This is a genomic window from Acinetobacter sp. YH12046, assembly GCF_013419905.1.
Classification (GTDB): Bacteria; Pseudomonadota; Gammaproteobacteria; order Pseudomonadales; family Moraxellaceae; genus Acinetobacter.
The window spans coordinates 1-17,903 of record NZ_VOZF01000042.1 but is presented as its reverse complement, the minus strand read 5'-3'; the positions used below and the strand labels follow the sequence as shown (position 1 = coordinate 17,903).

Annotated in this window: 13 protein-coding genes and 4 pseudogenes; 9 read left to right on the top strand and 8 right to left on the bottom strand. The window is 38.9% G+C overall.

Features of this window, described 5'->3' with window-relative positions:
• Positions 1 to 75: pseudogene (locus tag FTU03_RS14830) on the top strand (IS6 family transposase); the annotation flags it as partial.
• A gap of 125 nt (positions 76 to 200) precedes the next feature.
• Here FTU03_RS14830 and FTU03_RS14825 read toward each other — a convergent pair.
• The gene (locus FTU03_RS14825) at positions 201 to 1,370 is read right to left on the bottom strand and encodes an ATP-binding cassette domain-containing protein (protein ID WP_179989164.1); all 1,170 of its coding nucleotides are present in this window, start codon (positions 1,368 to 1,370) and stop codon (positions 201 to 203) included.
• 91 nt (positions 1,371 to 1,461) lie between these two features.
• Positions 1,462 to 2,337, bottom strand: coding sequence for an SDR family oxidoreductase (locus FTU03_RS14820; RefSeq protein WP_078081115.1), 876 nt, complete (start codon positions 2,335 to 2,337; stop codon positions 1,462 to 1,464).
• A gap of 73 nt (positions 2,338 to 2,410) precedes the next feature.
• On the opposite strand from FTU03_RS14820, the pseudogene FTU03_RS14815 reads away from it, so the two are divergent.
• A pseudogene (locus tag FTU03_RS14815) lies at positions 2,411 to 2,779 on the top strand (IS1-like element ISAba3 family transposase); the annotation flags it as partial.
• 204 nt (positions 2,780 to 2,983) lie between these two features.
• Here FTU03_RS14815 and FTU03_RS14810 read toward each other — a convergent pair.
• Genes FTU03_RS14810 through FTU03_RS14800 form a run of 3 tightly spaced genes read right to left on the bottom strand, consistent with a single transcriptional unit; the run spans position 2,984 to position 6,105 of the window.
• Entirely contained in the window at positions 2,984 to 3,928 is a 945-nt protein-coding gene (locus FTU03_RS14810) for a copper resistance protein B (RefSeq protein ID WP_154320112.1), read from the bottom strand.
• Positions 3,915 to 4,253, bottom strand: a complete 339-nt coding sequence (locus FTU03_RS14805) for a hypothetical protein (protein WP_004897649.1) — start codon at positions 4,251 to 4,253, stop codon at positions 3,915 to 3,917. Before FTU03_RS14805 ends, FTU03_RS14810 begins: the two co-directional genes overlap by 14 nt.
• Complete coding sequence (locus tag FTU03_RS14800; protein WP_104988058.1) at positions 4,240 to 6,105, bottom strand: copper resistance system multicopper oxidase; 1,866 nt, start codon at positions 6,103 to 6,105, stop codon at positions 4,240 to 4,242. Before FTU03_RS14800 ends, FTU03_RS14805 begins: the two co-directional genes overlap by 14 nt.
• 1,030 nt (positions 6,106 to 7,135) lie before the next feature.
• Here FTU03_RS14800 and FTU03_RS14795 point away from each other — a divergent pair.
• From FTU03_RS14795 to FTU03_RS14770, 6 genes and pseudogenes are all read left to right on the top strand, one after another.
• A complete protein-coding gene (locus FTU03_RS14795) occupies positions 7,136 to 7,552 on the top strand; it encodes a cation efflux protein, CzcI-like (protein WP_227591103.1) in 417 nt (138 codons plus the stop codon).
• 48 nt (positions 7,553 to 7,600) lie between these two features.
• Positions 7,601 to 8,926 (top strand): TolC family protein, encoded by a 1,326-nt coding sequence (locus FTU03_RS14790; protein ID WP_035269736.1) that lies wholly within the window; start codon positions 7,601 to 7,603, stop codon positions 8,924 to 8,926.
• 1 nt (position 8,927) lies between these two features.
• A complete protein-coding gene (locus tag FTU03_RS14785) occupies positions 8,928 to 10,157 on the top strand; it encodes an efflux RND transporter periplasmic adaptor subunit (RefSeq protein ID WP_016658777.1) in 1,230 nt (409 codons plus the stop codon).
• Positions 10,147 to 13,287: an efflux RND transporter permease subunit gene (locus FTU03_RS14780; protein WP_096902762.1), complete on the top strand. Its 3,141-nt coding sequence runs from the start codon at positions 10,147 to 10,149 to the stop codon at positions 13,285 to 13,287. Before FTU03_RS14785 ends, FTU03_RS14780 begins: the two co-directional genes overlap by 11 nt.
• Positions 13,288 to 13,373: 86 nt before the next feature.
• Positions 13,374 to 14,273 carry a cation diffusion facilitator family transporter gene (locus tag FTU03_RS14775; RefSeq protein ID WP_005028603.1) on the top strand — a complete coding sequence of 300 codons (900 nt, stop codon included), beginning with the start codon at positions 13,374 to 13,376 and terminating at the stop codon, positions 14,271 to 14,273.
• Between the two features lie 183 nt (positions 14,274 to 14,456).
• A pseudogene (locus tag FTU03_RS14770) lies at positions 14,457 to 14,786 on the top strand (recombinase family protein); the annotation flags it as partial.
• Between the two features lie 75 nt (positions 14,787 to 14,861).
• Here the strand turns inward: FTU03_RS14770 and FTU03_RS14765 are convergent.
• On the bottom strand, positions 14,862 to 15,350 hold the full coding sequence (locus FTU03_RS14765) for a GNAT family N-acetyltransferase (protein WP_004733307.1): 489 nt from the start codon (positions 15,348 to 15,350) through the stop codon (positions 14,862 to 14,864).
• The gene (locus FTU03_RS14760) at positions 15,340 to 15,606 is read right to left on the bottom strand and encodes a DUF1778 domain-containing protein (protein ID WP_004733309.1); all 267 of its coding nucleotides are present in this window, start codon (positions 15,604 to 15,606) and stop codon (positions 15,340 to 15,342) included. Before FTU03_RS14760 ends, FTU03_RS14765 begins: the two co-directional genes overlap by 11 nt.
• 185 nt (positions 15,607 to 15,791) lie before the next feature.
• On the opposite strand from FTU03_RS14760, the pseudogene FTU03_RS14755 reads away from it, so the two are divergent.
• Positions 15,792 to 16,055: pseudogene (locus FTU03_RS14755) on the top strand (helix-turn-helix domain-containing protein); the annotation flags it as partial.
• A 253-nt stretch (positions 16,056 to 16,308) separates the two neighbouring features.
• Here FTU03_RS14755 and FTU03_RS14750 read toward each other — a convergent pair.
• Positions 16,309 to 17,661 carry an ATP-binding cassette domain-containing protein gene (locus tag FTU03_RS14750; protein WP_218949867.1) on the bottom strand — a complete coding sequence of 451 codons (1,353 nt, stop codon included), beginning with the start codon at positions 17,659 to 17,661 and terminating at the stop codon, positions 16,309 to 16,311.
• Between the last annotated feature and the right edge of the window lie 242 nt (positions 17,662 to 17,903).

Below are 17,903 nucleotides of genomic sequence, written 5' to 3'. Positions count from 1 at the left end.
GGACAAGCATCGTCATTTTATTATGGTCAGCCTCAGGGTGAAGTGTGTCTAATCAACAGGGTTTTCGGTCTCTAAGCACTTTTTAAAGGGAACATCATCGACTCAAATCTCTATTTGCAACAGTGCCCAAAAAAGATTGAAAACCATTTTAAAGCTTTCGACTTAACCTTTTTTTACATCAATAATGGCTTCATTTAATGTCAGCATACTTTTTGAAACACCACCTGATTTTCTTGTACACTGTCAGACAAGACAGACTCCAGTAAAGTTTTATCTGGCTGCAAATTTTCAAACTCTTGGTACAGATAACCAATTTTTAATTTCGGTACAGCATAGATCCCTTCATACTTATTTCTGATTAAAGAAAAAAGAGTAGATTTACCACTTCCATTATCCCCCAATACAGCAACTTTTTGTTTGTTTCGGATTTCAAAAGAGGCATGATTAAAAATCAAATGATTATCATATCCAAAAGTTACTTCTTCACCACGAATTAATATTTTATTTTTCGGGGGATTTGTTAGCTCAAAATTAATTCGAATATTTGCCTGTTCTTCGACTTGTTCTTTTACATCTAACTGCTCTATTCGTGATTGCACGGCTTTTGCTTGCTTTGCTATTGCTTTTTGTCGCCCTCCAAAAGACTTGTAAGTAGATATGAAACTTCTAGCTCTAATTTCAGAATTACTCATATTCCTTGGCTTATCTGTTATCGCTTCAGCTTGCCTTTTTTTCTGCAAATAAGCTTCCTCTAGTTGCTTTTTCTTTGCTTGATAATTTTCATATTCTCTTTTCTCAGTGTGAATTTGATGTTCCTTCTGCTGTTTATATGCAGTATAATTCCCGTCAAAACAGTTAATGGTATTGTTGTCAATCTCAATAATTCGATTACACAATTCATCTAATAAATTTGTATCGTGGCTAATAATCATCATTGTGTTATATTTTCCTAAATTTCGCTTTAGCAATTGAATCCCTTTAGTATCTAAATTCGCTGTTGGTTCATCTAGTAAAAGTATTGAACTACTCTTAGAAAAAGTCTCAGCTAAACGTAAACGAGTTTTTTCCCCACCACTGAACCAACCTTCAGATATTGTTGAGCTGGAGCGAAATTCTTTCAATTGCCAAGAATCTACTGATTCGTGGTATTGACCGAATTGTTTATAATAAGAGATATCTCCCTTAACCTCAACATTTCCCTTGTCAGGAGCTATATCATTGTTAATGATCTCCAACAACGTCGTTTTTCCACTTCCGTTTAACCCGACTACACCAATAATATCGTTCTTAAAAACAGTTAATTTATCAAAAGTAAAAAGAAGCTTGCCTCCAAAATATTTTTCTATTCCTCTCATTTTTATCAATTCCATACAATCGCCTCCCTTTCTAGCGATTAAGTTAATAAACATATTAAATCATTAATTAGTTTTTGTAGTTTAGAGAGTTTATTTCTTAGGGTTTCTATTCCTCAATTATTCCGTATCCTTCTGGTGCAGGAATCCCATGTTCCGAAGAACGACTGACTGATTCCCACTCTTTCCATGTAAATATACGTTTTTCTGCATTTTCAACAGCTAAATCATATACAAGGCTTCCCAGAACTAATCGGAGAGGCGGATTCTCACTATTAACCAGTTTCATTATAGCTTCGGCGGCTAACTTAGGATCACTATCCACCGATTCGTTTGAATATTGTTGGGCCAACTTTTCACGTAATGAATCATACTCTTTTTTCTGTGTAGTAAAACTCATTTTTAAGTATAGATTCGTCCAGTAACCTCCAGGTTCTACGATAGATACTTTTATACCAAAATGTGCAGCTTCTTGTGCTAAAGCCTCGCTAAATCCTTCTAAAGCAAATTTACTAGCGCTATAGATTCCCGACATTGGACCACTAATCAGTCCACCAATACTAGATATCTGGATAATATGACCTGATTCTTGTGCCCGCAAGTACGGCATAACAGCTTGACTTACCCATACTGTACCGAAGAAATTAGTTTCCATTTGGCTTCTAACTTCATCTTCACTAAATTCTTCAATCATTCCCATTACCATATTCCCTGCATTGTTAATGACAATATCGAGTCTTCCAAAATGTTTAATGGCAGTTTCCACTGTAGTCGAAACAGCACTTCTATCAGTAACATCAAGACTTAAAGGAAGTAACATTCCTTCAAACTGGCATTTTAACTCATTCAGTTTTTCAATATTTCTAGCAACACCAACAACCTTCTCTCCTGACTCCAATGCTTTTTTTGTGAATTCGTATCCTAGTCCACTGCTTGCACCTGTAATAAACCACACACGTGTATTTTCATTGTTATTAAATGTCATAAATAATCTCCTCGGTAGTGTTTCAAAAAGTATGCTGAAGAAAAAGCCGATTGGATTTTGATAAAATAGAGAAATGCAAATAACTCTAGCAATCAAATGTCCAACCTGCCTCAGTGATAGTATAAAGAAAAATGGTATCAAAGTAGATGGGAAACAAAACTATCAGTGCAAAGACTGTAAACGTCAGTTTATTGGTGATCATGCACTGAGCTATCTAGGATGTAAGTCAGGTATTACTCGTAAAATATTACAGTTGATGGTCAGAGGCAGCGGTATACGAGATATTGCTGAAGTTGAGCGCATCAGTATCGGTAAAGTTTTACGTACTTTAACTGAATCAACCTATGAAATTCAGCCTCAGCAAAGTCATTATGAATCTCTCGAAGTAGATGAGTTCTGGAATTTTGTTGGAAATAAAAAGAATAAACAATGGCTTATTTTTGTTCAAAAGTCATATTTTACCTCGGAGAAACCGGACATTTTTATTGGTGAGAATATAGACACTTTAAATGGGTTCTAACACTCTCGTTTCGTATAACAGCCATTATGTTAAATGGAAGGAAGCAAAATAAGTTAACATTTTGCTTCCGGCCACATTAAGCTAGAGTTTTATTTAAATAAAGCTATTTAGTAATCATTAAATTAATTAAAATCTAAATCTAACACCAGCTCCATATAACCAACCTTTCTCAGAGTTTGATTCTATTTGCCACGACGTTTCATCATTACCTTTTGAATACTCATAGGCAATGTCGATATAAGGCATGATCTTTTTACTGATTTCATAGCGAGTTTCAAACCCTGCGGTTGCACTGCTTAAACCAGTTTTTTTCGCATATTTAGAGTCATCACTAAAGATAGCATCCAACTCTAAATAAGGTTGAATAATCAACTTTTGCGTAATCAGAAAATCACGTTCCGTTTCTAGGCTAAAGCCCGCATAATTGTCTTCTCCCGCATAGAGATAAGCATCAGTTTCAAAGAAATATGGCGCCATACCATGTAAGCCAATCACCGCATCAACATTTTCTTCGGTGTCTTTGCGATGATCATTGAGTTCAACTTTTTCACTACGATAACGTGCACCAATCTGTGCATCCCAAAAGTCTGAAATCATACGGCTATATAAAAGTTTGGCATCATAATGTGCATCATGCGATTCTTCTTTATCGGCATGAATTTTAATAAAAAGCTTATTTTCATCTGTGCCAATACGGGTTTCAAACTCTGACTTTAAATCACCTGTGCCATCTTCATTGACAAGCCACTTATTGTCCACTGTCGTAATCGCATAAATTTGCGCACCGTGTTCTGAGCGATGATCATAATGCGAACTCTGCTGAGCATTCGCATCTGGTACATGATGTAAATGATTAACCGTAGATGTTGCCTGATGTTGTGCCTGATTCATTTGGCTATGGTTCATTTGAGAGCGATCCATTTGCATCGGCTGATTTTGACTAGAAGATGTAGCAACTGTCATTTTTTCAGGCGCACTATGATCTTCACCATTATGTGCCAAACTCACTGCACTGACCATCAACAAAGAGCTTGCTAAAACAGTTTTAGAAAAAAGATTAATGGTGCGCATGTTGATCTCCTTTCTGTACTTTTTGATCTTGCTGTTTCTCTGTTGATTTGTGATGCATTGGCTGATGACCTGCATGTTGATGGTTCATCGGTGCTGAATGTGCAGCATGATTCATTTTCCCCATCATCTGCATGTGTTGTGCATGCTCTTGTGGAGAATGCTGTGAATGATCCATCTCAGACATCGCTTGATGATTCATTGATGGTACATTTTTTCCATCAGTCTGAGCAGTTGAATGATGCCCTTCGTGCGCCAAACTTAAGCTTGTTAAACTCAATACCGCAACAGAAAAAAACGCTTTAAATACAAAATTAGTGATGTGCATGTCCAGCTCCTTTTTGCTCAGTTACTTGGTGAGTTTGAGTCGAATTTGTACCTTGAATTGGCGTTGTAGACACTTGTTCATCGCTAACATTTGCCACGATCAACTTGTTCATCATTCCTGCACTCATGTGATACAACAAATGACAATGGATTGCCCATTCGCCCAACTCATCCGCAGTTAATAAAGCAGTGACTGTTTTACCCGGTGGTACAATCAATGTGTGTTTATTCGGCATATCTACCGACTCTTGACCATTCTCCAACTGCATAAACATGCCATGTAAATGCATGGGGTGCGCCATCATACTGTCATTAATAAATTTGATACGGATACGCTCGCCATACTTCACTTTTAATGGCTCAGCATCGCTGAATTTTTTACCGTTAATCGTCCAAATATAACGCTCCATAGTACCGCCCAAACGCACTACTAATTCACTGCTAGCTTCACGAGTATCTTTTTGCGGTTCTAAAGATTTTAAATCACTATATTGCAAGGCTTTATTGCCCGCAGGTGTAGATGCATTTGCCCAACCATAAACCACTTGATCATTTTCTTGTGGTTTTGCTGTGCCATGCTGTGAATGATCCATTTTCGAGTGATCCATGCCTTGCATATCGCCATGGTTCATTTTTGAATGATCCATTTTCGAGTGATCCATGCCTTGCATATCGCCATGGTTCATTTTTGAATGATCCATTTTCGAGTGATCCATGCCTTGCATATTGCCGTGGTTCATTTTCGAATGATCCATTCCTGCATGATCACCACCACCATGTCCCATATCTTCCATGGTCAAAAGTGAGCGTGGACGTGGTGCAGGCATATGAATGCCATGTGTCATAGGATTTAGTTCATTGTGCAGTGTACCAATCGCATAGCCTGAACGGTCAATTGACTCAGCTTCAATTTGATAATGTCCGCCTTTTGGCTCCACAATCACATCATAAGTTTCAGCTGTGCCAATACGAAACTCATCCACAGCAACAGGTTTTACAGGCTGACCATCAGCACTGACCACAGTCATTTTCAAGTTAGGAATACGGACATCGTAGAAAGACATCGCAGATGCATTCACAAAACGTAGGCGAATTTTTTCATTCGGTTTAAACATTCCTGTCCAATTTTGTTCAGGTGTTTTGCCATTAATGAGGAAGGTATAACCTGTAACATCCGACATGTCGGTTTTTAGCATACGCATCTGATTCCACATTTTGCGGTCAGACCATGTCGCTTTTATGCCATCACGTTTAACCTGCTTCCAAACATCACCCAAGGTTTCACGCTGATCTTGATAATATTCAGCTGAAATTTTAAGATCTTTCTGAATTTGATCACTGGTTTTTTCATGAAAATCTGACAACATCACCACATAGTCACGTTCAGCTTTTTCATGTGCTGCCAATGGTGTTTTACCTTTTGGATAAATCACAAAAGAACCATATAAGCCGTCCTGTTCCTGTCCTTTAGAATGAGCGTGATACCAATAAGTCCCGCTTTGGCGAATCTTGAATTTATAAACATACTCGCTTTGAGGCTTAATACCGTTAAAACCATTAAATCCCGGTACACCATCCATAATGCCCGGCAACAACAGTCCGTGCCAATGAATAGAAGAATCTTGGTTTTTTAAATTATTTTTCACGCGAATGATGGCTTCATCACCCTCTTCAAACTCAAGCAAAGGCGCAGGAAATTGACCATTTACGGTAATGCGCTTTACAGGCTTTCCAGTTGGGCTGACCACTGCTTCATCAATAACAAGCTGATATTCACGCACTTCGGCAAAAACCAAAGGCGACGATGCAAAACAAATACCTGCTAATAGGTACGAACTAATTTTATGAGACATAACTTAACCTTAATTTTTGAAAAATAAATAAATTTTAAAAAAAATGGTTAAGTTTTAGGAGGACGTGAAATTTCTTGCCAATACCCATTTAGATATTGGTTGGGGTAATAAAAATTAGGCTGATCTATAGAATAGAAGGTATCTAGGGGATCTAGCGAGCTTTGCAAAGAATGAAGACATGAGATCTGTGTCTGGCAGGATAAGCTAGAACATTCCTGACACTTTTTGTGATCTATATTCTGATTAAGAGCTAAATGATTATGGCAATCGGTATTCGTCTGTACTTCGTGATTAATACCATGTTGAGTGACTTGCTGTGCTTGATCTAAACAATGATCTTGGCTCATTTCAGTTTGCATATTGATATGCATTATCTTTACTGATGCAACAGACACACTACTCCATCCTATGGCAAAAACCATAAGAAAACAAAACCAAAGTTTTTTGGAGAGATGAGTCAACACGAATGCTATCTAGGAATAGAATTTAATCCAAAATATCTTAACGGAATTTCAAATATTTACAACCCAATATAATTTAGTAGTTTCTCTAAAATTAACATAATACACGTTATGCGAAATTAGAAAAATGAGTTTATTGCACTGATATTTATCTGTTTTTTAAATTTTAGACCTGGGTTGGTGCCCAGGTTTTTTTATTGCGTATAACAGCCATGATGTTAAATAGTTCTCTTTTTAGATAAATATTCATGTTTTCAATACATGCTAATTAGAGATTTTGAACTCAAGCAATTCTATAAAATTTTAACTTATGTGTACCTCTACTTTTAACTTCGGTTATTTATGGGAGGATTACCGGTGGCCTAACTTAAATAAAAAGTCTCCGACAAACCCGGTACGGTTCACTATCTATTGTTATTCTTACCTGAAATTGATGTGAGCTTATAGAGACAAGGTAAATTTGCAAAAGTGCCGGCTATTCAGTGTTCATTGAATGTTTAATTTAATTTATTAAGCTTGACCTTGGAGTGGCTCTAAGCCTTATACTTGGTACAAATTTTTCGATTGTTATGATGATGCGTTCTACTACATGGATTACAGTCTTGGTTGGATTGTTCATGTTCCAAAGCTTTTGGAATGTGGCGGCGGCCTTTTGTGTCCATGAACAACAGCCTCAATCACAGCAGAGTTATCATTTTGGTCATCACCAAAATACCTTGTGTGCCAGCGATAGTCGTCAACACGATCATAATGGACAGTCAGAAAACATAAAAACATTCAGTAGCGATTTAGAAATCGGTGAAGATCATCAAGATCATCTACCATCGATGACGCATTTGATTGTACAAAATGAAAAAGTAGATGTGTTTCATCCAAGCTCTGAAGTTAAAGTGAATCCACAATTTCATTGGAAAAACAGCTATCAGGCTCCTGACCTGTTTCAACAAAGCCCACCTCCCGAATTTTCCCCGCTCATGGTGGGGTAGCCTAAAACATTCCCACCACTTTTATTATTTAAATAAGTGGGAAAAATCATGTCTTCACAATCAATTATACTCTTGCGTCATAGCTTGGTTGCTTGTATATGTGCAGCGGCTATGCAATATAGCTATGCTGAAAACGTTACCAGCTTTGAATCCGCTTTAGCAAAAGTACAAAGTTACCAGACTCAAGACAAGCTGTGGCAACAAGTTCAGCAAATATCTGAATTGAATATTCAGCAAAGTCGGTTATGGCAGAATCCAAGTATAAGTTTAGAACAGTCTGGCTTTGGCTCAGGTCAAGAACAGGAATTCAATGTTGGCGTTAGTCAACCTCTAGATCTATTTGGTCAGCGTAAGCTGAACCGGGTGATTGCCAATACCTCGAATCAACAAATCCAATTGCAACAGCAATTATGGAAGGCACAAAGCCAACTGATTGTTAAATTTGCATGGTCGCAATTTGCACTTGCTGAGGTTGAGCAGTCTGCTTATTCAGTACAGTTAAAAACAAGTAAAGCCAATCTGGACAGTGCCCAGAAACGCTATCAGGCAGGCAGTATTGCCCTGGTTGATTTTGAGCGTACCCAAATTGAAGCGCTAGAAATCCAACGACTTTATCAGCAAGCGATGCTGAATAAACAAGCTGCCGGTCGTCAGCTGTCTAATTTGTGGGGGGGAGAAACATCTTCACATCTTCAATTGAATAAAACCGCTATCCCTTGGCCAGAGCAAAGTCTCCAAACTGTGCAACGGTATATTGCTGAAGGGTGGCTAGAAAAATTCTATGCCTTGAACATTCAGCAATCGGATCATCAAATTGAAAATTTAAGAATTCAGGCACGTCCCAATCCGACTTTAAATGTAGGCATGAAACGTAGCAAAACCCCTAATGAAAGCAACGATACGACTTTGGCAATCGGCGTGGCTATTCCACTGAATATTTTCAACCGCCAGCAATATGCGATCCCGATGGTCCAGCAACAGCAAATATTGCTGAACCAACAGCAGCAGCGTGAGCTGAAGCAACAAATACTCAATATTGCCAACAGCATGCATCAGCTCAAAGGTTTACGTAGCCAGTTCGATGCCACAACAGCACAAGTTACTTTGGCGACCAAAGTTCAGAGCCGTACTTTACAAGGGTTTCAGGCAGGGAAACTGTCCATTACCGACGTTCAACAAGCAACCACCCAACTGCAGAATCTTCGATTGGGTCAATTACAAATTCTACGTCAAGCTTGGCAAACTGCCCTCGCAGCTGAGGCACTCAGTATTGGCACAAGTTATGAAGAAATTAGCCGTTCGGATGCCTATACACAACTGAATAAAAAGGCAGTCGAAGCATCGCAAAATTTAATCAATGGGGGAGCACGATAAAATGAACGCCAAGCAAAACGGAAAAATATCCCAGTCTCTCATGATTGCAATTTTGATTCTGATTACGGTCTTGGTCAGTCTGGTTATTTGGTTAAGTTCAAAAAAAACTGAATCTGAGGGGCATGGTCATGATGAGGGAAATGCCGAACATTCTGATGAAGATAGTTCTGAAGAAGGACATGCTGAAGAAGGCGAAATACAACTGACCAGCCAACAAATGGTTGAACAAGGTTTAAAAGTTGCTGTTGCATCCACAGGATTGGTTGAAAAGCTGACAACCCTGCCAGGTAAATTGGTGGTGAATACCGATCAACAAGCGCATATATCGCCTAATTTTAGTGGTCATGTCGAGCAGGTCAATGTGGCTTTAGGACAGAGCGTGCAAAAAGGACAAACGCTGGCTGTACTAATCGTGCCTGAACTGATCGACCAACAGGCAAATCTGCGTATGGCACAGGTGAATCTGGATTTGGCCCGTAAAGATTACCAGCGCGAACAGCAACTCTGGTCACAGGGGATTTCTGCCAAACAGGATTACCAGCGTGCCGAAAATGCCTACCGTCAAGCGCAGATTACTGTCCAGTCCTCACAAGCACGTTTAAATGCATTAGGTGCAAGTGGCAATAACAATGGGCGTTTTCTGATTAAAGCACCGATCTCTGGGGTGATCAGTCAAAAAGATATTGTGGTCGGTGAAAATGTGCAACTGGCTAATCAGCTCTTTGTCATTGAACAGCTGAAAGATTTATGGCTTGAGTTTAATTTGCCGAATCAATTCTCAGGTCAACTGCAAGCCGGGCAAAAAATTGACTTTAAAGTGAATGATTCAGATCAAATCTATAAAGCTACTGTACAAAGCTTAACCTCTCAGGCAGATGTACAAACAGGGCGTCTGGTGGTGCGCGCAAAACTCGATGCGCAAGCTACTGAGTTGCGTTCTAATGTGCTAGTGAGAGTGTTGATTCCGGAAGCTACAGCAAAATCAGCCCTTCGGATTCAAAAGTCTGCGCTGCAAAGTATTGAAGGTGAAGACAGTATTTTCATCGTAGATTCAGAACAAAAAGGTCAAGTCCACTTAAAAGCACAGAAAGTGCAATTGGGGCAGGCTTCAAGTGATGGACAATGGCTTGAAGTGATTTCTGGGCTGACTGAAGGGCAGAAGTATATCGCTCAAGGCAGTTTCTTGTTGAAATCTGAATTAGAAAAAGACGAGGCAGGCCATGAACATTAATTCTGATCTGCCAAAACCAGAAGGTTTATTCGAACGAATCATTCAGTTTTCCATACAAAATGCGATTTGGGTGTTGCTCTTTGTCTGTACCTGGATTGCGGTCGGGGTGTATAGCTATCAGAAACTCCCGATTGATGCTGTACCCGATATTACCAATACCCAAGTCCAGATTAATACTCAAGCCAAGGGTTTTACTGCGCTTGAAGTCGAACAGCGGATTACCTATCCCATTGAAAATGCCATGGCTGGCATTCCGGATCTGGAGCTTACCCGTTCCATATCCCGTTATGGACTCTCTCAAGTCACCATTGTCTTTAAAGATGGGACTGATATTTATTGGGCCCGTCAGCAGATTAACCAACGGATACAGGAGGCGCAATCTGAGTTGCCTGCACAAATCGCACCGACGATGTCCCCCGTTTCTACGGGTCTCGGTGAGATTTATCAATGGGTACTGAAGGCAGATCCGAATGCGAAAAAGCCGGATGGAACTGCATACACGCCGATGGATTTGCGTGAGATTCAGGACTGGATTGTGCGTCCTCAACTGCAACGTGTTAAGGGAGTTGCAGAGGTCAACAGTATTGGTGGTTTTGAAAAAACCTATGTGGTCTCTCCCGATTTAAACCGGATGCAGCAACTGAATATCTCATTAGAACAACTGCAACAGGCTTTAGCGCAAAATAATGAGAACCGAGGTGCAGGTTATATTGAAGACAATGGTCAGCAACTGACGGTACGTGTACCGGGTACATTCAATGGGCTTTCTGATATTGAGAACACCATGCTGGGTAGCCCAAATGGCAGCCCAATTCGGGTTGGTGATATTGCGCAAGTCTCTATTGGGCATGATTTAAGAACCGGTGGGGCAACCTATAACGGCAAAGAAACCGTTTTAGGGATTGCCATGATGGCGATGGGTGGAAATAGCCGGACTGTTTCTAAAGCTGTGGATGCCAAGCTTCAAGATATTCAGAATAGTTTGCCTAAAGGGGTAGTGATTGAAACGGTGTACGACCGTACTACCTTGGTTGAGAAGGCGATTAAAACCGTTCAGAAAAACTTGGTAGAGGGAGCAATCCTGGTCATCATCATTCTGTTCCTGTTTTTAGGGAATATCCGTGCTGCCTTGATTACTGCCTGTGTCATTCCACTCTCTATGCTGTTTACCTTAACCGGGATGGCACAGAAAAATATCAGTGCCAATCTGATGAGTTTAGGTGCACTCGATTTCGGCATCATTGTCGATGGTGCTGTGGTGATTGTCGAAAACTGTATCCGGCGTTTAGCCCATACACAGCAACTGTTAAAACGACCTCTCACACAAAGTGAACGCTTTAAGGAAGTTTTTCTGGCTGCCCGCCAAGCACGTCGTCCTCTTATTTTTGGTCAGCTTATTATTTTGGTGGTGTATTTGCCGATTTTTGCTTTAAGTGGTGTAGAAGCAAAACTATTTCATCCGATGGCTTTAACCGTTGTTCTCGCACTGGTGGCAGCTATTATTTTATCGATCACCTTTGTGCCCGCTGCAGTTGCTTTATGGGTTAAAGGGGAGATCAAAGAAACGGAAAGCCGTTGGATGATCTGGCTCAAAACCCGATATCAACAGATATTGGATGGAGCCTATCATTACAAAGCGGTGGTTTTAACTTTTGCCATTTGTCTCTTGGTCATTACGGGTCTGCTCAGCACGAAGATTGGCAGTGAGTTTGCACCCCAGCTGAGTGAAGGTGATTTTGCGGTACAGCAATTACGTTCTCCAAGCACAGGCTTGGAAGAGTCTTTACGTATTCAGGAAAATACCGAAAAGCTTTTACTGAAAAACTTTCCCGAAATTAAAGCTATATTTGCCCGTACCGGGACTGCTGAAGTGGCGACAGATGTGATGCCACCGAATATTTCCGATGGTTATATCATGCTGAAACCACGTGAGGAATGGCCAGATTCAAAAGAAAGCCTAGATGCACTTCGAACCCGAATGGAAGCTTATCTTGCGACAATTCCCGGCAATAACAGTGAGTTTTCTCAGCCTATTGAGCTACGTTTTAATGAACTGATTTCAGGTATACGCAGTGATGTGGGGGTGAAGGTTTTTGGTGATGACATGCAGGTTTTGAATACTGAGGCTGCAAAAATCGCGAAAATCATTCAGCAAGTCGCAGGTAGCAGTGCGGTGAAAGTTGAACAAACTTCGGGTCTGCCTTTACTCAATGTAGAGATTGATAAAGCTTTAGCTGCCCAGTATGGCTTGAGTGTGAAATCTATTCAGGATGTGGTGGCTGCAAGTATTGGTGGACAAAGCGTGGGAGAGATTTTAGAAGGCGATCGTCGTTTTGATTTTGTTATCCGTCTTGGAGAGCAAGACCGTAGTGTCGCATCTGTTTCCCAGTTACCTATTCAGCTTCCAAATGGTGGCAGTATTTTATTGTCGGATGTCGCGCAAGTCTCGACCATTGAAGGAATCAACCAAGTCAGTCGAGAAAATGGTAAACGCCGAGTTGTGGTTACAACGAATGTTGAAGGGCGTGATTTAGGGTCTTTTGTTTCTGATGTACAGACACAGCTCAAAGCATACACTTTGCCAAGTGGTTATTGGATAGAATATGGCGGTCAGTTTGAAAATTTGGCTTCAGCCAAAGCACGGATGCAAATCGTGATTCCACTGGCTTTAATCACTATCTTTATTTTACTGATGGCGGTCTTTCACAATGTCAAAGAAAGTCTATTGGTCTTTACCGGGGTACCCTTTGCCTTGACCGGTGGTGTGCTGTTCCTTTGGCTAAGGGATATTCCATTATCGATGTCAGCTGGAATTGGCTTTATTGCCTTATCTGGTGTTGCAGTCCTCAATGGACTGGTAATGCTGACCTTTATTAAGGAATTAAGGGACAAATATCCAGTGCATAAAGCCGTGTGGCAAGGGGCTATTTTGCGCTTAAGACCAGTGTTGATGACAGCTTGTGTGGCTTCACTGGGTTTTGTACCAATGGCGCTGGCAACCGGAACAGGGGCTGAGGTTCAACGGCCACTGGCAACCGTAGTGATTGGCGGGATTATCTCTTCAACATTACTAACTTTGGTGCTGTTACCCGTGCTTTATCGTTGGATAAATGAAAAGAAAGTTTCTTAATCCAATAGATTAGTCGATTTACAGCAGAGATATTGGCTGTTATCCAATATCTCTGCTCATCATAAATAGAATAAGGAAAATATTTTATGTCAGAACATCATGATCATAGCCATGCGGTTGTTACTGAAGAAAATAGTAAGAAGTTAATGGTTGCCTTAGGTTTAACGACTACTTTTTTAATAGTAGAAGTTGTCGCTGCTTTTATTACCCAAAGTTTGGCTTTGTTATCTGATGCAGCTCATATGTTTACTGATGTAGCCGCTTTAGCTATTGCTCTTGCCGCTATCAAAATTGGTAAAAAAGCCGCAGATGATAAAAGAACTTTTGGCTATCAGCGATTTGAAATTTTAGCGGCTCTGTTTAATGCGGTGATGCTTTTTGTGGTAGCAATATATATTGTATATGAAGCTTATCAACGTTTTACGAATCCTGCTGAAATTCAAAGTGTTGGAATGATGATTGTCGCGGTCATTGGTTTGGTCATAAATTTGATTTCAATGAAAATCCTTTCTGCTAGTGCTGAAGGAAGTCTAAATATAAAAGGTGCATATTTAGAAGTTCTTAGTGATGCTCTAGGATCGATAGGCGTGATTATCGGAGGAATAGTTATTTATTTTACCCAGTGGATGTGGGTTGATACCGTAATCGCTGTGTTAATTGGCTTCTGGGTCTTACCTCGAACTTGGATTTTATTAAAACAAAGTATTCATATTCTGCTTGAAGGAGTTCCTGATGAGATTGATATTGAGTCGTTAAGAAATGATTTATTGAAGCTAGAGGGCGTTGAAGGGATTCATCAGTTGAAAGTCTGGGCTATATCCTCAAGAAATATTCATTTAACTGCTCATTTGGTTGCTCCGAATAGCAATACAGATCAACTCTATCAAAAGGCCTTAGAAGTTCTAAAACATAATCATAATATTACTGAAATTACGTTACAAATAGAAAATACGAAATGTAATACATTGAACCAACATAAACACTAATTTGGACTTTAGTCTTCATATAGATGTTTTGTGTAACTTTAAAGTATACCCTAAAGTTACACTGTGAAAGCTGTAAAATACATGTCTCATTTAAATGAAATTCATACATACGTTACATGTAACTTTTAAGATTAAGATTCATTAGTTACAATAAGCAGAAATAGTCATCTAGTAGATAACAATATGAAAGGTCATAAAGTTGGATATGTCAGAGTCAGCTCTATTGACCAAAATATTGGACGCCAACTTGAGGGAATTGAAGTAGACCGATTATTTGTCGATAAAGCTTCAGGAAAAAATACAGCCCGTCCTAAATTTCAGGAAATGCTCAGCTATGTCCGTGAAGGTGACATGATTGTTGTGCACTCTATGGATCGCTTCGCTAGGAGTCTTAAAGATTTAGTGACTGAGGTTGATCAGCTTGTAAAAAGGGGAGTGGCTATTCAGTTTGTGAAAGAGAATATTACATTTACGGCTCAGGCCACCCCGATGGATAATTTGATGTTGCAACTTGCAGATTATTGGATAAATCAGCCACTAATTCCTGTAAGCAGTTTACCAGTCACTCCTATTGCTAGTAGACCACTTTCAATTGAAACTAGGTATTTCACTCACTGGGTATATTAATGTTAATGGATTTGATGTTAATGAAATAAAGCCGAAACGCTGATAAAACTCCATCGCTTTTTTATCTTTAGCATGTATTACAACAAAATTAACACCAATAATTTGAGCAACTGTTGAAACTTGTTTAAGAGCATGGGCTAAAAGCACTTTCCCAATTCCTCGCCCCTGAACGGTTTGATCAACGGCAAAGCGACCTACAACTACACAAGGGAGCGGATAACGAGGTAATCGTTTAGTAAGCACAGTATCAACTACATCAAATCCTATGGATGTGCTGGATAAACAATAAAACCCTCTCACTTGTAGATCATCATCAATAGCAACATACGTTTTACTTGTTCCTGATTTCTGATGTTGGGATGCATACTGTTTTATGAATTTATTTAAATCATCTTGCCCGCAATTAAATGATTTTTTCTGATGATGGGCTTGTAAAACCTCAATTTTCATCTAATAAACTCATTAATTTTTTCATCTCATCATTTGCAGGGCGTGGGTTCTCAAGTATGTTCATTAACATATCTCGATCAGCATTATTTACTTTTAACTCATAATTAGATTTAAGTAATTCTTTTGCTCTTTCAAATGAGGATTGAAGCATAAAGGAACTTACACTGAGTCCCAATAAATTCGCAGCTTGTTCAATTACATTTTTTGCATCTACTGTTGAACGAATATTAATTCGTTCCGTTGCTAAGTTAGTCATATCCCACCCAACAAGTACATCAATTTGATGTACAAATTATAGCAGATTAAGATTGTGCTTCAAGATTCAAATTTGGATATTTTGTTTTGAATTATTTGAATAGAAAATCAATGGCCTACTACTATCCAAAATGAGTGGCAGGATTTGAATAAGAATAACTGGTAGGTTTACATAAGAATACTCAGCAACTTATGGGGGCTTTTGCCCAATTTGAACGAGAGATTATTTTAGAGCGCCAAAAAGAAGGGATTAAGATTGCAGCGGCTCAAGGTAAATATAAAGGTCGAGTCCATAAGTTAAATCAAGAGCAGGCTGAAGCTTTACGACACGCCTGGAAAGAAGGGAAATATCCATCGAAAGTCGATTTAGCTAAAGCTTTTGGTATTAGCAGACAGGCTGTCTATCGCTATTTGAAAAATGAAAATGTCATCGATAGACTTTATATTTGAAGCAACAGAAGACCTAAAGGGCTTTACTGGTATCCATTGATTGTTCAGCAACATTAAATAAAACCGTGGAACATTGATCAAAGAATAGGCGTGGAACGTGAACAATCATAAAAAAAGCCCATTCGAGGGTGAGTGGGCTATAAAACTGAAATCAACACATTGAATTATAACACAATTTAAAAAGTATTGCGTATAAGGTGTATTATGTTAATTTTAGTAGAACTAATAAATCTATATATTTGAAAATGTCATTTTACTCAATTAAATACTCTTCAGATATTTCACACTGTTCAACAAAAAAATGATCATGTGAAACTAAAATTACAGCGCCCTGATATTGGCTAATAGCCTGCGATAGAAGCTCTCTAGACTCAATATCTAAATGATTTTCTGGTTCATCAAGCAATAATAAATCAATACCATCAGGATAGTGACTCATTGCTAATAATGCGACTTTCAATTTTTCACCACCACTCAGTTCTGATAGTTTTAATAAAGCTTTTTCACGACGAATACGTAACTGACCTAACAAATTTCTCCACTCAACTTCAGTAAGATTGGAGTTATAAAGTGCAAGGTTTTCGATTACGGATAAATCATTATTTAATAAACTAAAGTTTTGATCTAAATACAAACATGTTCCACTAAAGAAAATATCATCACGTTGATGGGTAGAAATCAATTTCAATAAGGTTGATTTACCAATTCCATTAGCACCTTTAAGATGGATTTTTTCGCCAGCTTTCAATGCAAAATTAATTTTATTTGTTGCTGTATGGGGTAGCTTTAAATCATGAATTCTTAAAATCTCTCCTTGCTTCGTACTCTGTAAGTGGAATTCAAACTTCTGAGCTTTGATTTTTTCTACAATGGTCTGCCTATTAATCAGACTATTTTTCAAATCATCAGTTTGTCGAGTTTGTTGGGCACGTAGCTTACCTAAGCTTTGTCCAGCATTTTCCTTTTTGAAATCTAGAAAAATCTTTGCTTGAGAATTAGAATCACGAAGTTCATTGCCTTTAGATTGACGTTTATTCGCTTTCATTAAGCTATCATGTTGCCGTTGTTTTAACTGCTTTAATTCTTTTTTCTCATTATTAATAGACTGAGTTAATGCATCCATGTGTAGCTGATGCTGTTGAATGTAATGCTCATAATTACCTTTGTAGTGTTGTAAGCCTAATTCAGTTAAAGCATAAATATGTTGGACTTGATTGAGTAATTGGCGATCATGACTAATCAGGCATACACCACTAGGGTGTGCCAAAATACTCTCAATTAACCATTGTCTAGATGTTGAGTCTAAATGGTTGCTTGGTTCATCTAAAAGTAGATAGTGATCCTTTTTTAAAAACAAACGACATAAAGCCAGCTTTGTTTTTTGTCCTTCACTCAGTTTTTCTGTTGGAAAGTTCAAATCCGTAGGTAAGTCAGCATTTTCAAGTATATTTTGCCATTTTTGTGGTAAATCCCAGGTATTTTCAACTAACTCATAATCATCAAAACTAGCTGTATTGTTCTCTATACGCCGAAAAGCATGATGTAAATGATCTACCTCTAATGCTTGTGCAATATTTTCAGCATTAAGGCGTTCTAATTGTGCCAAATAATCATGTTGGATATTCCATGAAACTTGACCACTATAATGAATATCTAAGTAAGCGTCCGCTGAACACACCTTCTGAATTCATCCTATAAGCCTTAATTTAGTCCCCACTTAGAAACAAGTGGGGACTAAAATTTATGACTACAAATCATCAGACATCCATCGCATCTCTTGCGAAAAAACGAAGAACATACAGTGCTGAATTTAAACAGCAGATCGTTCAGGCTTGTAAAGCACCGGAC

Coding starts and splice junctions, on each gene's coding strand:
- FTU03_RS14825 (WP_179989164.1), bottom strand. CDS start 1,370: ATGGAATTGATAAAAATGAGAGGAATAGAAAAATATTTTGGAGGCAAG.
- FTU03_RS14820 (WP_078081115.1), bottom strand. CDS start 2,337: ATGACATTTAATAACAATGAAAATACACGTGTGTGGTTTATTACAGGT.
- FTU03_RS14810 (WP_154320112.1), bottom strand. CDS start 3,928: ATGCGCACCATTAATCTTTTTTCTAAAACTGTTTTAGCAAGCTCTTTG.
- FTU03_RS14805 (WP_004897649.1), bottom strand. CDS start 4,253: ATGCACATCACTAATTTTGTATTTAAAGCGTTTTTTTCTGTTGCGGTA.
- FTU03_RS14800 (WP_104988058.1), bottom strand. CDS start 6,105: ATGTCTCATAAAATTAGTTCGTACCTATTAGCAGGTATTTGTTTTGCA.
- FTU03_RS14795 (WP_227591103.1), top strand. CDS start 7,136: ATGATGATGCGTTCTACTACATGGATTACAGTCTTGGTTGGATTGTTC.
- FTU03_RS14790 (WP_035269736.1), top strand. CDS start 7,601: ATGTCTTCACAATCAATTATACTCTTGCGTCATAGCTTGGTTGCTTGT.
- FTU03_RS14785 (WP_016658777.1), top strand. CDS start 8,928: ATGAACGCCAAGCAAAACGGAAAAATATCCCAGTCTCTCATGATTGCA.
- FTU03_RS14780 (WP_096902762.1), top strand. CDS start 10,147: ATGAACATTAATTCTGATCTGCCAAAACCAGAAGGTTTATTCGAACGA.
- FTU03_RS14775 (WP_005028603.1), top strand. CDS start 13,374: ATGTCAGAACATCATGATCATAGCCATGCGGTTGTTACTGAAGAAAAT.
- FTU03_RS14765 (WP_004733307.1), bottom strand. CDS start 15,350: ATGAAAATTGAGGTTTTACAAGCCCATCATCAGAAAAAATCATTTAAT.
- FTU03_RS14760 (WP_004733309.1), bottom strand. CDS start 15,606: ATGACTAACTTAGCAACGGAACGAATTAATATTCGTTCAACAGTAGAT.